Source organism: Acinetobacter sp. ANC 4862 (genome assembly GCF_004336635.1).
Classification (GTDB): Bacteria; Pseudomonadota; Gammaproteobacteria; order Pseudomonadales; family Moraxellaceae; genus Acinetobacter.
The window spans coordinates 1-13,974 of the sequence record NZ_SJXH01000056.1 but is presented as its reverse complement, the minus strand read 5'-3'; the positions used below and the strand labels follow the sequence as shown (position 1 = coordinate 13,974).

Here is a 13,974-nt window from a genome sequence, read left to right as displayed (position 1 = left end):
TTTTCATAGCCTAAATGTTCAGAAAGCTCAGTATTCAGAGCGGTTTCAATCATGAACTTTTTAAATATGGCTGTCATTTGGTTTAAATCTTCAGGAGTTTTTAAACCTTTAGCTAATTCAGCTGCCATACTTTTGATTGTAGCTTCATCCATGTGAAGTACCTCTTTTTATTATCCTCAGTAGGATAAATGAAAATTAAGTACTTACACAAAATTTAGAACAGTCCCAACATTTAGGTAATAAAAAGCCCCATGGTTAGGGGCTAGTCGTATATAGATCAAGCCCATATACTGTAAGAGGCTCATCTCAAACTGAGTGTATTAGAACACAGCAACCATAAAATAACCATCTAAATCTGATTTAAACAGCCAATTGCTGTTCAATCACCGGCCATAAATTTTGATGTGATTTTTTAAACATCAGCATATGACCAATCGCTTTATAGTCATAGCTTTTAGGCTTTAACTCAATCATTTGAGTGTCTGCATTGGGGTATAAGCGTAGCAAGTCTTTTACGTTTGCAGCGGTTGCAATTTCATCATCCGATGACCAAAGCACCGTGATCGGACAATCAATTTTAGCGTGATAATCTTCAAAAACAGTTTTACCCATCGCGTTCATGACATAACCTGGTTTGCTACAAAATTGCGCCCATTGTTTAGCCACATCTTTGGGTAGGTTTTCACCCATACCAATGGCTTGGGTTGGACCATAACCTTTGGTAATACGCGCTAATGGGAAAATGACATTGAACATGACCGGCGCGAGCAGTTTGGTTTTTCCTTTTAGACCTTTCACATGTCCGGTTGAGCCGGAAACTGCAATAACTTTAGCAACTTTTTGATAATTTGGTACAATTCCTAAAAGCTGACCGCCTGCACTATGACCCAGTAAAATGACTTGCTCTGCTTGTGTCTTGCATAACAAGGTATCAATTGCCGCAGGAATATCAAACTGTCCCCAATGGATAATACTGGCCTCAAACTTACTCACAGGACCATGTAGCGAGCGACCAATACCACGGAAGTCAAAACTTAAAACATCATAACCTTGTGTGCTTAGCCATTCTGCAAAAGCTTGGTAGAAATATTGAGTAATTCCAGTGGCAGGACAAATTAAAATGGGGTGATTATTTTTACTTGAATTTTGTTTTGGGTAAAAATGTCCGCTGAGAGAATATCCATCTTTACAGCTGATTTCTAATGTTTCAAAAACACTCATATTTAGAACATGCATTGAATTTAACGTGTTACCACTGTACCCAAGTTCAAAAAAGAAACTTGCATAAATCATGACTTTAAAGTCAGAATGGCATTCTAAAAATAAGGATATAAATCAATGGATATTGGAAGTTTAAATCAGTCTGTTTCGCTGGCAATTATATTTAGCGGTGTTTTTCTTTGGGTTGGTATGCTGACTGGGGTATGGAAATATTATCAGATCCGCCATTCTGAACAGGCTCGAGCACATTATTATGTCGATATTGCCCATAGAAGCAGTTTGTTGTACGCGCCTGCCAGTTTAATTATTGCGGTATTGGCATATTTTTCAGTCTGGGCTGAGGGACTTAACTTCATCTTTGTATTGATCAATCTCTTCTTTTTTAGTTTTTCAATTTTAAGCTATGTATTGCATGGCTGGCTGAAAGATACTAATAATCAATTTAGACAACCACATCAGATGGGGCGATGGCACTTGCCAAAATGGATGCTCAGCAGTGCGATGATTTTTTTAGTCATTGGAGAATTGGGAGCGACAGCAGGGTTGTTGCTTGGAGCAATAAAGGGTTTGAAGGGATTTTGATTAAGAAGATTAACTAGATAATATTTATAATTTTTTCTTTTTTTTTAAAGATGGGTGAGAGTCACCCATCTTTTATTCTGTAGAATTGCTGTGTTTCTGCTGACGGTACTTTTGATCGACCACAGCCCAAATATAAAAGGCCACTGAAACAATAAAAGCATACATAAAGTATTCAGGTTTTAAATTGCCTTGAATTAAACCATGAATAATGAGTGTCACAAGCAGAGCAACCGTTGTACTCAAATAAGTGACCATGTTCTTATTTGCTTTTAGAGCGTTAATGAAGATTTCTTTATTGAAATGTAATGATAACATCTCCACCCCTCCTGTGGTTTTTTTGACCTAAACCTAATTGTTTTAGTCAGATTAGTTTCTATTGTTGTACTGCTTATTTAATATTGTTTCAATAGCAAATGTCATTATTTTGTAATAAAACCATGTTAGTGCATAAATTCATTTGCTGTTTTAATTCAAAATGTAAACATTAGGTAATTTTTAGTACATAAAGTGACCAGAATCTATGGTATCACTTTGCCATAAATAAGCTTTATTCAACAATAGTAGATAGAGAGATAAGCAAGCAATATTGATGCCAGTCGCATACGGTACGGCATATTGAAGGAAAAGAAACTGAGGGAAATAACGATGAATCGTTAATCGTTTTTAGTGGGCTATATACAGAAAACGGTGTCAAAAAGAGATGTAAACAATAAAACTCTATTTGGGTAAAACAGGAGGTTTTATTGATCACGCTTAAAATCATGTTTGGGTAAAACTTGATTTTAATGACTTCAGTTTTCAGTTATTTTTTAACTTTGTCGATCACAATAGCAATAATCAGCACAAGGGTAGATGGAATAAGCCATGCTAAATTTTGTGCATTTAAAGGTAAATGTTGAACGATTTCAGGCAAGTTAAACTCTGCAACTTTAAGTCCATCCAGTATGCCAAATAAAAATGCAATCGCAGTTACTGGCGCAACAACGTAAGCAGGTCTATTGAAAAACTTCCAGCAGAAGCTCAGTAGAATAACGACAATGGCTGGTGGATAAATTGCACTTAACACAGGTACAGACACTGCAATAAGTTTGGTTAAACCTAAGTTTGAAATGATGAATGAGAAGCCAACCAAAACAAAAACCAAGATTTTATAAGGAATTTTAGTCAGTTCAGAGAAGTATTCCGCACATGCACAGGTTAAACCAATGGCTGTAACCATACAGGCAAGGAAAATCATTCCAGTTAAGAACAGAGAGCCAACATCACCAAACGCATGTTGCACATATGCATGCAGGATCACTGCACCATTTGCTGCATTTGGAGCAACTTCGTGACTGCCTAAACCTAATTTGAACAGGCTTAAGTAAACGAGCGTTAAACCCACACCAGAAATCAAACTTGCGATCACTGCATATTTAGTCACCAGTTTTTTGTCAGTTACACCACGTGAATGAATCGCGTGAATAATGACAATACCAAAGACCAATGCGCCTAAAGTGTCCATGGTTAAGTAACCATTCACGAAACCTTCAGAAACAGGAGCTGTCACATAATTATCAATTGCAGGTGGAATGAATCCAGCAGGAATTGCAAACGCAGCGATACCCAACACAGCTAAAGAAACGATCTTTAAAGGTGCAAGGAAGTGACCTACAGTGTCGAGCAGTTTATTTGGGTATAAAGATACAACAGTCACCACGGCAAAATAAATTGCACTGTAAATGAGCAGGCTGCTACTTGATGTACCAAAATAAGAAGAAAAACCGATTTCATAAGAAACGGTTGCTGTACGTGGAGTTGCAAATAAAGGACCAACAGCTAAGTAACACACGATAGTTAAAATCAGACTGGCGATTTTACCTAAAGGCGAACTTAAATTTTGGATGGATCCTTCTACACGCGATAATGCCATAATGGTGATAACAGGCAGACCAACTGCAGTGATTAGAAAACCTAAAGCAGCTAACCATACATGTTCACCCGCTTGTTGAGCGACAATCGGAGGAAAGATAATATTGCCGGCACCAATGAAAAGTGCAAAGGTCATAAAACCTAAGGCAATAATATCCCTTGTACGGAGACTTGTCATAGAGGGGAGATGGATTGAACAAAAGAGGCAATTTTAGAGGATAGAAAAGCATTTTGGTACTTTATTTCCTGCAGGTTATGATTTTTATTGATATGCATATACAAATATATGAACAACTGGATAAATTTTGGTAGATTTATATTATTGATTATTTAATTAAAAATAAAAAATAAGGAAAAATATTCTTATTTTTTTTAAAATTTACCAATTGTTAAATTTTTTTGTAATGACAGTTTAAATGTATGTAAATCAGTCATTAAAACCCTAAAAAAGCACAACTCTTTTTGCTTTCTGTACTGTAATTAAACAAAAAAATAGTAAAAGGTCTATAATCATAAGCCTTATTTATGAGGATGATGCGATGAAAGCTTCCACTATTACCATTAAAACTGAGCAAGATCTCGAGAAACTGCGTATTTCGGGGCGTTTGGCTGCTCAGGTTTTAGAAATGATAGGGAAGTATGTCAAGCCGGGCGTAAGTACGGAATATCTGGATGATATTTGTAATGATTTCATTGTAAACACTTTAAAAGTGATTCCGGCCAATGTGGGCTATTATGGTTATACCAAAACCACCTGTATTTCACCCAATGAAGTGGTTTGTCACGGTATTCCATCGCCAAACACCATTTTGCAGGATGGTGACATTATCAATATTGATGTTGCGATTATTAAAGATGGTTATTTTGGCGATACCAGTCGTATGTATTACGTGGGTACGGTTAAGCCTGAAGCTAAAAAATTAGTTGAAACCACCTATGAGGCTATGGTTGCGGGGATTCATGCAGTGAAACCGGGTGCAACTTTGGGGGATATCGGTTTTGCCATTCAGTCGGTTGCACATCGTGAAGGTTATAGCATTGTGCGTGAATATTGCGGTCACGGTATTGGTCAAGTTTACCACGAACAACCGAATGTTTTGCATTATGGCCAACCGGGTCAGGGGCTTCAACTTAAAAAAGGTATGGTCTTTACCATTGAACCGATGGTCAATGCTGGTAAACCGCGTGTGAAAGAACTTAAAGATGGCTGGACAGTAGTGACAGCAGACCGTTCGTTAACTGCACAATGGGAACATATGGTTGCCGTGACGGACACCGGTTTTGAGCTTTTATCACCTTGGCCGGAAGGCACAGGTGCATATCCTGAAATTTAACGAATAAGATTTAAATGAAATAGACTGTTTTATATTTTGGTTAAAATTAGTTTATTTTGTGTACTAATAAAGTTTTAAAAACGATTAGTCACAAATTTAAATATCTGTTTTAATTGAAAAAATAGTTTTTTGATTTTTTTTGTCATATTAATTAAATATTAGATTTAGCTGTATTTATTTCGTACTATATACATATAGATTCTAGCTGTAGTTTCTTTTTCAAAGTTTATAGGCTTACCCACCTCGGGTAAGCTTTTTTTTGTCTAAAATTTTATCTACATCAAGTGATATTTCATACTTTATTTATGCGTCTCGTTTTTTGTTTTGTCGAGCGATGGCTGAAATGTGTATACAGGTCACTTTAAATATTCAGCCATCATCTTTTTACGCCCAATCATCAAAAAAACTAATGTTTGCCGAGCTGTTCTACTAAATAGTCGATAAAGACACGTACAGCAGGCAGTAGTCCACGGCGAGATGGATAAACCGCATGGAAAATACCATGGGGTGCTTTCCAGTTGGGGAGCACGTGGACTAATTCACCGCTTTGAATGTAGTCTTGGACAATGGTGTCAGGTAATAAGGCAATTCCGCAATTTTGTCTTGCGAGTTGCGCCAGCATCATTAAATCAGAACCCATCACCATCGGGTTCACCTTGATTTTTTTCTGCTGATTGTGTTCATCGTGTACCACAATATGCTGATCTAAATGTTCATCTCCCATACTCAGGATTTGATGCTGGCTTAAATCTTCCGGTTGTTTTAACTCACCAAATTCATTTAGATAAGCCTGACTGGCAAATAAGTGCTGTTCGATGTTTTCAAATTTGCGTATTACCAGACTCGGATCGTCATCTAAATTTGAACGAACACGTAATGCGATATCAATCCCTTCATTGATGATATCCACACGTCGATTACTCACAATGAGCTGGATTTTGATTTCAGGATAGGTTTTGAGGAATTTAGGCAGAATTTTTGCAATTTCATTTTGCGCAATGGAGACAGGTAGACTGACCTTAATCACGCCACGTGGCTGGATACTCAGATGATCAACCAAGTCATGTGCAGCTTGGGCAGCATTCATCATGACCTGTGCATGGCGATAAATATTCATGCCAATGTCGGTGACTGCAAAATGGCGCGAACTGCGTTGAATTAACCGAACCCCCAAATGCTCTTCCAAATTATAAACGCGACGACTTAATTTTGATTTGGGGATGTCGGTTGCCCGTTCTGCTGCGCTAAAGCCGCCATGTTCGACCACCAATGCAAAGCAATAAAAATCATCAAGATCAGATAGCATTTAAGAATTCCATTTATGCAACAATATTGCAGATTAAAGGTTTATCGTTTCAGTTTGTCAATTTTAAATTTGTTTAATTTTTCAGATTTTACTTGGCTATCTTATTGAGATAGCAAGGCTAAAGTGGAATATCTATATAGAGGGCTTTTCTTTAATTTAATCTGTGGCTGCTTTGAGTTAAACAAGGTTAGATTTCTCCATTCTTATTATGACTTTTTATAAATATATGGATTTGAATAAAGGAAAAATGTCATGGAATTAAGACATTTACGCTATTTTGTTGCAGTTGTTGAGGAGCAGAGCTTTACCAAGGCTGCTGAAAAACTGTTTATTGCCCAGCCTCCTTTAAGTCGTCAAATTCAAAACCTTGAAACTGAGCTGGGTGCTTTGCTGTTTGAGCGTGGAAGTCGTCCATTAAAGCCTACCGCTGTAGGACATTTTTTTTATCAGCAAGCGGTGAAGCTGTTATCCAGTGCGGACCAGATGAAGTCGATCACCATGCGTGAAGGCATTATAAAAAAAACCATGACCATCGGCTTTGGTGGTTCATTGTTGTATGGATTATTACCTCGTGTGGTGTATTTATTTCGCCAGCAACAACCCTATTTGAAAATTAAATTAATTCAAATGAATGCGATGGAGCAAATAGACGCGCTGAAAGAGGGTCGTATTGATGCCAGTTTTGGTCGGGTCCGAATTTCTGACCCTGCAATCAAGCGAATTTTATTGCGTGAAGAACCGTTAATGGTCGCCGTACATTCTAGTCATCCTCTTGCCGCAAAAAAACAAGGAGTCAAACTCGAGGAAATTGTTGAGGAACATGTGTTGTTGTATCCCAATCAACCCAAGCCGAGTTTTTCGACCCAAATGAAAGGTCTATTTTCAGAGTATGGTTTAGAGCCTAAGAATTTAACCCTAGTCGAGGATATTCAACTGGCTTTAGGTTTGGTGGCTGCAGGAGAAGGTCTGTGCATTGTTCCAGAGAGTGCGAAAACCATGCAGTTTAAGCATCTGAATTATATTCCTATATTGGATGATGACGCCGTAAGTCCGGTGTTTCTGATTATCCGGAACGCTGACGACAGTGACTATATCCGTTCATTATTGGATAGTGTTTATCAAGTCTATGATCTGGAAGCGATCAAGTATGATCGTCGAATTTTCTAAGATTGTTCGATATTGAATAACTTCATTTAATTGCCTTGTTTTAAGAATTGAGCAATTTCGCGAACGAATTTGATCGGTTCACTGATTAACGGCGTATGCCCAGACTTTTCAAAGATAATCTGTTTGGAGTTTTTTACGCTATTGGCAATTATTTTTTGTCCTGCTGCAGGATATAGTTTGGATTCTTCACCAATGAAAAAAGTGCTTGGGCAAGCAAGCTGGGCAATAGCATCACGATAGTCTTCGTTATGATGTAAATAATTATTTACATACCAGGCCAAATAGTCCAGACGCTGCATCGGTAAAATAAGGGACTGTAATTTAGCTTGTTTTAATGCTGTTTTGAACAGTAAAGGAGTAACCTTATTGCTCGCTTGGAGTTGAAGAAACCCGAGCCAAAGTTCTAATAAATGTTGTCGGGATGCTGAATCTAGATCAGACAACTGAAGTGCATGAGGTTTGGATGCAAGCAGTTGCGAGATCTCCGCCAAGAGTTGTTTAAATTTGGGTTGTTGCTGGCTAAATAAACCGTATTGCCAAGTCTTATCTACCGAAATTTTTGGGGTTTGATCAATATGCAGATAACGGGTTAATTTTGTATTTAAATTACTGTAATGCATGCCATGCATGGCGGTTGTTGCCCCCATGGAATAAGCAATCACCGAAAATTGATCTAATTGAAGTTGTTCAATTAAGCTGTCTATATCCCGCCAGTGACTGGAAATGGCATCCAGTTCAGGAATGCGGCAGCCCTTTGAGCCGCCAAAACCGCGCCAGTCTGGAATAATGAATTTATGGTTCTTGGCTTGGGGGTATAAGAAAGGAAGCCATTGCCAACTTTGCATACCCAAACCTGATAGGACTAAAACAGGTTTGCCTTGTCCAAATTCGCGGACAAACAGTTGTTCTCCATCAGGCATGCGGTAATGTGACATGGTTATTTCCTTGGTTTATTATTGTTCATCGAATGCTTTTAATTGTGGAATCATAGCTTCCAGCCAAGTAATCCAGCCCATTTCCAAATCAATCCCAAGTTGTAGAATCATTTTATGAATAAACTGGGTTCGGTCTTGATCTTGCCCATGGGCAAAATCTTTTGCAAAAATTGTTTGGTAAATTTTTAGATTTTCTTTGTGTAAAATCAGATGCCGTTCCAGTTCAGGGAGTACAGTATTACCGCCCAGTTGAGCTTCGGCACGCAGACGCACCATCAACTCTTCACGTAATTGCGCAGGCGGACTTTGTTTGACCATCCAGTCTGCTAATTCAGTACGACCCAACTGTTCCACCTGATAGGTTTTTTTCCGACTCGTAGAGTTGTTGTCCTCCAGTGTGGAAATCCAGTTTTTTTGCTGCATGCCGCTGAGTTCACGGTAAATCTGCTGATGCGTTGCATTCCAGAAGAAGCCCATGGAACGGTCAAAGCGACGTGCTAAATCAATCCCGGTACTGGGTTTTTCAATTAAGCTGGTCAATAAAACATGGGCTAAAGACATAGACGACTCAGTCAGTAAAAATTTACCCGATCATTATGCAACATGTTGCATAAAAATCAAATCTGGAATATAAATTGTGCAACAAGTTGCATTAAGCACCGTATCCGCTAGCTCAGACAGCACGCCAAGGAGATCATATGTCTAATTACCCTCATTTGTTAGCACCTTTAGATTTAGGCTTTACCACACTCAAAAACCGTGTCTTGATGGGCTCTATGCACGTGGGTCTGGAAGAAGCACCCAGTGGTTATGATCGTATGGCCGCATTTTATGCTGAACGTGCTCAAGGCGGTGTAGGGCTGATTGTGACTGGGGGAATTTCACCAAATGATGCAGGATTGACATTTGCCGGTGGAGCTAAATTAGACAGCCGTGAAGAAGCTGAAAAGCATCAAGTGATTACGAAAGCGGTGCATGATGCAGGTGGCAAAATTGCCATGCAGATTTTACATACCGGGCGTTATTCTTATCAGGCTGATCTGGTTGCGCCGTCAGCTATTCAGGCACCGATTAATCCTACCAAACCGCATGCATTAAACAGCGCTGAAGTACAACAAACCATTGATGACTTTGCCCATTGTGCCAAGTGGGCACAATATGCAGGATACGATGGTGTAGAAATCATGGGTTCGGAAGGTTATTTGATTAATGAGTTTATTGCTGCTCGTACCAACCATCGTGATGATGAATGGGGCGGTAGTTATGAAAACCGTATTCGTTTCCCGATTGAAATCGTAAAACGTACCCGTGCAGAAGTCGGTGAAAACTTTATCATCATTTACCGATTATCGATGCTGGATCTAGTCGAAGGCGGTTCAACCTTTGAAGAAGTGGTGCAACTGGCGAAAGAAATTGAAAAAGCCGGTGCAACCATTATTAATACCGGTATTGGCTGGCATGAAGCACGTATTCCGACCATTGCCACCAAAGTGCCGCGTGCTGCCTTTACCTGGGTGACAGAAAAACTCAAAGGTTTGGTCAATGTGCCCCTCATTACTTCAAACCGTATTAATACCCCAGAAATGGCAGAACATGTATTGGCTTCTGGTCATGCCGACATGATTTCCATGGCACGTCCAATGCTTGCCGATGCATTCTTTGTGCAAAAAGCGGAACAAGGTCGTAGTGATGAAATCAATACCTGTATCGGTTGTAACCAGGCCTGTCTGGATCATATTTTCTCAATGAAAATTGCCACTTGCCTGGTTAATCCAAGAGCTTGCTATGAAACAGAACTGATCTTTAAAGAAACAGCGGTTGTTAAAAATATTGCGGTGATTGGTGCGGGGCCGGCAGGTTTAAGCTTTGCAACCTATGCAGCTGAACGTGGGCATAAAGTCACTATCTTTGAAGCGGCCAATCAAATTGGTGGTCAGTTTAATATTGCCAAAACGATTCCGGGCAAAGAAGAATTTTATGAGACCTTGCGTTACTTCAAACGTAAAATTGAATTACAACCCAATATTCAATTGCATCTAAATCATCAGGCGACTTATGAAGAATTGAGCGAATCAAACTTTGATGAGATTGTGGTTGCAACCGGTGTGACCCCACGTCATTTAGAGATTGAAGGTATTGATCATCCCAAAGTACTGACCTATCTGGAAGTATTAAAAGAACGTAAACCAGTGGGTCAACGCGTTGCGATTATTGGCGCGGGTGGGATCGGTTTCGATACGGCTGAATATTTAACCCATGAAGGGGATAGTGCAAGCCTGAATCCTAAAAAATTCTACAATGAATGGGGCATTGATACCACTTATGAAAATGTCGGTGGTTTGAAAGCACCAGAACTAGAACAGTCAAAGCGCGAAATTTATCTGTTGCAACGTAAATCAAAATCAGTGGGTGCAGGCTTGGGTAAAACCACGGGCTGGATTCACCGTACCGGTTTAAAACACTGTAATGTGAAAATGGTGGCAGGTGCAAGCTATGAAAAGATTGATGATCAAGGCTTGCATATCGTAGTTAATGGTCAGCCCAAAGTTTTAGAAGTTGATAACGTGGTGATCTGTGCCGGTCAGGAACCATTTACCGCGATGTTCGATCAACTGAAAGCGGATGGAAAAAATGTGCATTTGATTGGTGGCGCAAAAGAAGCAGGTGAACTGGATGCGAAACGTGCAATTCGTCAAGGTGCTGATTTTGCAGCGGTAATTTAAAGGTATAAAGTCCTCTCCCTTAGGGAGAGGATTTAGGTGAGGGCTTAAATAGGTTTGCTGTAAAAAGAAAATACCGCTCTAATCCCTGAAGTGAAATAATAAAATCATAAGGAAATAAAAATGGCTTTAAAAACTACTCAAGTGTCGGTACAACGATGGCATGAAATGCTTGCAACGGGTGATATGTCTATCTTGAATGAGCTGCTTGCTGAAGATGTGGTGTTTCGTTCACCGGTAGCTTATAACCCTTATCCGGGTAAGCAAGTGGTGTTTTTTATTTTGACCAACGTGATTCAGATCTTTGAAAACTTTACTTATCACCGCGAATTTTATTCGGAAGATGGATTGAATGTGGTACTGGAGTTTTCAGCCCATGTCGGTGAAAAAAAACTTAAAGGCATAGACATGATTCAGTTTAATGAACAAGGTCAAATTATTGATTTTGAAGTGATGCTGCGACCAAAGAGTGGTCTGGAAGCATTGGCAGCACAGATGGGACAGCGTATGGCTGCTTTTATGCCAAAAGCATAAGGAGTATAGTAAAGATATAAACTGTTAATGGAATGACACGTACTAAGTATTTTGAGTTGCATCATTGTAAGGTGGAGCGAATATGAAATCTTTAGTCAAAAAAATCAGTCTGTTGGCACAAGAAATAGTTGATCAGATGACTGGTGCAGAATTCCCCACACTGTATTTCCATCCAGAAGGTGAAGCACGGCAAATGCTCGATGTTTTGCCTCAACTGAAGCAGAAATATCGTCCGACGCCGTGGTTGTCAAATACGCATTTGCATTTGATGTATTTTGACTTGATTAAAAAGAAAACCATTCAGCTTAAATATGATGCCATTGAACAGTTACAGATGCCTGATGGTGGTGTCACTGGTATTGCCTGGTATGGACTTGATCTTCCCACAGACACCCCGACCATTATATTAATGCATACCCTGACTGGCACACCAGAAAGCATGTCAGAACTGGTACGTGACTTGCATCGACATACAGGATGGCGTGTAGCGTTGTGTTTGCGCCGTGGCCATGCCAATTTACCCATGCCGATACCGAAGATTTCTATATTCGGTTCAACCGATGATTTGCGTGAACAAATTCAGCATATTCAGACAAAATTTCCAGATTCTCCTTTATATGCTGTAGGTTCATCTGCAGGTACAGGATTGTTGGTGCGCTATTTGGGTGAAGAGGGTGAACAAACCCCATTTAAAGCCGCTTTTGCACTTTGTCCGGGTTATGACACTGAACATGGCTTTAAAAATGTTCATCCTTTTTACAGCAAGGTCATGACCAAAAAGCTATTTAAGTCTTTTATTTACCCTTATACGACAACATGGGAAAAAACAGAATCTCTACCACAAGTACTGGCGAGTACAAGCCTGTTGGAATTTCAATATCAGTGTTTTGAACTGGCAGGCTATAGCAGTTTTGAAGACTATAATCAGGCAACCAACCCTATCTTGGTATTTGAAAATGTCACAATTCCACTGATGATTTTAAATGCAGAGGATGATCCAGTTTGCCATATTCGGAATTTTGACCCCTATAAAGAAGCCATTCAACAAATGTCCAACATTATGGTGGTAACTACGAAAAAGGGTAGCCATTGCGGTTTTTATGAAGGTGTAAATCACACGCAATCATGGTCAGCACGGTTGATTGCAGACTATTTGATTGCGCAACATCAGTAAATTTAAGAATATATCAATTAATTTATCAACGGGTTCTTTGAAATGTTTTGATGCAATTGACAGTGGTATGACTGATAAATAGTTAGTCTTTGAATCAGTATTTCTGTTATAATTGATTCAACAATAAAAATGACATGAAAGTGTTCTTTTTTTAAAATTGATATAAGTCTATTTAATCTGCGTTATCAAAGTTAAGGTTGTTATTTTGAAATGCCAATGGTGGCGTTTCTGTATGTGTTGAAAAAATTGGTGTAAATGTTGAATATAATTGAAAATTTAGTAGCAAAATCTGTAAATGGTAGTGAAATTGTTGTATCGCTGGTCCCTTCAAAAAAAATGCAAAGTACTCGCGATGGGTTTAAATGGGTTGAAGTTGGAAAGAAAGTTTTGCTTCAGTCTGGTGTTGAAATCGATTTGAACCTTGATGGTCGTAGCTTCTATACAGGTGTTAATGAGATGTTCCGATTCACCTCACGTGTGAATTAAACATATAAATAATCACTGATCTAAATTAAAAACCGCCTTGATGGCGGTTTTTTGCTATCTGATTATCCATTTACAGTTGCTGTTTTGTATCAATAAAAATTCTCTCTCAACGTGCCATTTTTATAACAATAAACATTGTTTTTTATGTGCAATAGTTGATGTGCCTTAGTGATTAAGGGATTTAGGATTCTATTCATATCCTTTTTATTCGAGAAGAAGTTTTTTTCTTAGAGAAGCCTAAAGAAATCAATTTTTACAATTTTGTATGATTGTGAGTACTTTTTGTCACTTTTTGTCATTTATTGGTGAGTATTATAAAGGTATAAAAAGTAATCCACTTTATATAGGGGAGTGGTATATGATGAGCAAACTAGAATTATTATTAACTTCCTCATCCGTTCTGATGTTGATGCTGGTAATTTATGCTTTCGGGCAAATGTTTAATTAGTCAGCAATATGTTGTATAAAAAAAGCACCTTAGGGCACTGCTGTCCCACAATTTTTCATAAAAGGAGGCTCAATTGAGCTTCCTTTTGTTTTATCGGTATTTTATCGGGCATGAATAAAGCTTTTAAGGTTTTTCTCTCAAACAGATTTACTTGGA

General features: G+C 38.8%; 13 protein-coding genes and 1 pseudogene. 7 read left to right on the top strand and 7 right to left on the bottom strand.

Features of this window, described 5'->3' with window-relative positions; genetic code table 11:
• Together E0409_RS15820 and E0409_RS15815 are read right to left on the bottom strand one after the other, a co-directional pair.
• Window positions 1-152, bottom strand: a pseudogene (locus E0409_RS15820) (IS256 family transposase); the annotation flags it as partial.
• A gap of 208 nt (window positions 153-360) precedes the next feature.
• Window positions 361-1,221 carry an alpha/beta hydrolase family protein gene (locus tag E0409_RS15815; RefSeq protein WP_131292404.1) on the bottom strand — a complete coding sequence of 287 codons (861 nt, stop codon included), beginning with the start codon at window positions 1,219-1,221 and terminating at the stop codon, window positions 361-363.
• Window positions 1,222-1,338: 117 nt separating this feature from the next.
• Here E0409_RS15815 and E0409_RS15810 point away from each other — a divergent pair, with 117 nt between their 5' ends.
• Window positions 1,339-1,803, top strand: coding sequence for a hypothetical protein (locus E0409_RS15810; protein ID WP_131292401.1), 465 nt, complete (start codon window positions 1,339-1,341; stop codon window positions 1,801-1,803).
• 72 nt (window positions 1,804-1,875) lie between these two features.
• Here the strand turns inward: E0409_RS15810 and E0409_RS15805 are convergent, their stop codons facing one another.
• Entirely contained in the window at window positions 1,876-2,118 is a 243-nt protein-coding gene (locus tag E0409_RS15805) for a hypothetical protein (RefSeq protein ID WP_131292398.1), read from the bottom strand.
• 487 nt (window positions 2,119-2,605) lie between these two features.
• Window positions 2,606-3,892, bottom strand: coding sequence for a branched-chain amino acid transport system II carrier protein (gene brnQ, locus E0409_RS15800; RefSeq protein WP_131292396.1), 1,287 nt, complete (start codon window positions 3,890-3,892; stop codon window positions 2,606-2,608).
• Window positions 3,893-4,253: 361 nt separating this feature from the next.
• Between brnQ and map the strand changes: the two genes are divergently transcribed.
• Window positions 4,254-5,048, top strand: coding sequence for a type I methionyl aminopeptidase (gene map, locus E0409_RS15795; RefSeq protein ID WP_131292394.1), 795 nt, complete (start codon window positions 4,254-4,256; stop codon window positions 5,046-5,048).
• Window positions 5,049-5,454: 406 nt separating this feature from the next.
• On the opposite strand, the gene E0409_RS15790 is transcribed toward map, so the two are convergent.
• Complete coding sequence (locus tag E0409_RS15790; protein WP_131292392.1) at window positions 5,455-6,354, bottom strand: LysR family transcriptional regulator; 900 nt, start codon at window positions 6,352-6,354, stop codon at window positions 5,455-5,457.
• Window positions 6,355-6,606: 252 nt separating this feature from the next.
• Here E0409_RS15790 and E0409_RS15785 point away from each other — a divergent pair, with 252 nt between their 5' ends.
• Window positions 6,607-7,521, top strand: a complete 915-nt coding sequence (locus tag E0409_RS15785; protein WP_131292390.1) for a LysR family transcriptional regulator — start codon at window positions 6,607-6,609, stop codon at window positions 7,519-7,521.
• 26 nt (window positions 7,522-7,547) lie between these two features.
• On the opposite strand, the gene E0409_RS15780 is transcribed toward E0409_RS15785, so the two are convergent.
• Both E0409_RS15780 and E0409_RS15775 read right to left on the bottom strand, forming a co-directional pair.
• Window positions 7,548-8,456, bottom strand: a complete 909-nt coding sequence (locus tag E0409_RS15780) for an alpha/beta fold hydrolase (RefSeq protein WP_131292385.1) — start codon at window positions 8,454-8,456, stop codon at window positions 7,548-7,550.
• Between the two features lie 18 nt (window positions 8,457-8,474).
• Window positions 8,475-9,017 carry a PadR family transcriptional regulator gene (locus E0409_RS15775; protein ID WP_131292383.1) on the bottom strand — a complete coding sequence of 181 codons (543 nt, stop codon included), beginning with the start codon at window positions 9,015-9,017 and terminating at the stop codon, window positions 8,475-8,477.
• Between the two features lie 137 nt (window positions 9,018-9,154).
• On the opposite strand from E0409_RS15775, the gene E0409_RS15770 reads away from it, so the two are divergent.
• The 4 genes from E0409_RS15770 to E0409_RS15755 all read left to right on the top strand — a co-directional run bounded on the left by E0409_RS15770 (window position 9,155) and on the right by E0409_RS15755 (window position 13,370).
• Window positions 9,155-11,179 (top strand): NADPH-dependent 2,4-dienoyl-CoA reductase, encoded by a 2,025-nt coding sequence (locus E0409_RS15770; RefSeq protein ID WP_131292381.1) that lies wholly within the window; start codon window positions 9,155-9,157, stop codon window positions 11,177-11,179.
• A 120-nt stretch (window positions 11,180-11,299) separates the two neighbouring features.
• A complete protein-coding gene (locus tag E0409_RS15765; protein WP_131292379.1) occupies window positions 11,300-11,710 on the top strand; it encodes a nuclear transport factor 2 family protein in 411 nt (136 codons plus the stop codon).
• A gap of 82 nt (window positions 11,711-11,792) precedes the next feature.
• Window positions 11,793-12,884, top strand: a complete 1,092-nt coding sequence (locus E0409_RS15760; protein WP_131292376.1) for a YheT family hydrolase — start codon at window positions 11,793-11,795, stop codon at window positions 12,882-12,884.
• Window positions 12,885-13,139: 255 nt separating this feature from the next.
• The gene (locus tag E0409_RS15755; RefSeq protein WP_131292374.1) at window positions 13,140-13,370 is read left to right on the top strand and encodes a hypothetical protein; all 231 of its coding nucleotides are present in this window, start codon (window positions 13,140-13,142) and stop codon (window positions 13,368-13,370) included.
• Window positions 13,371-13,974: the final 604 nt, after the last annotated feature.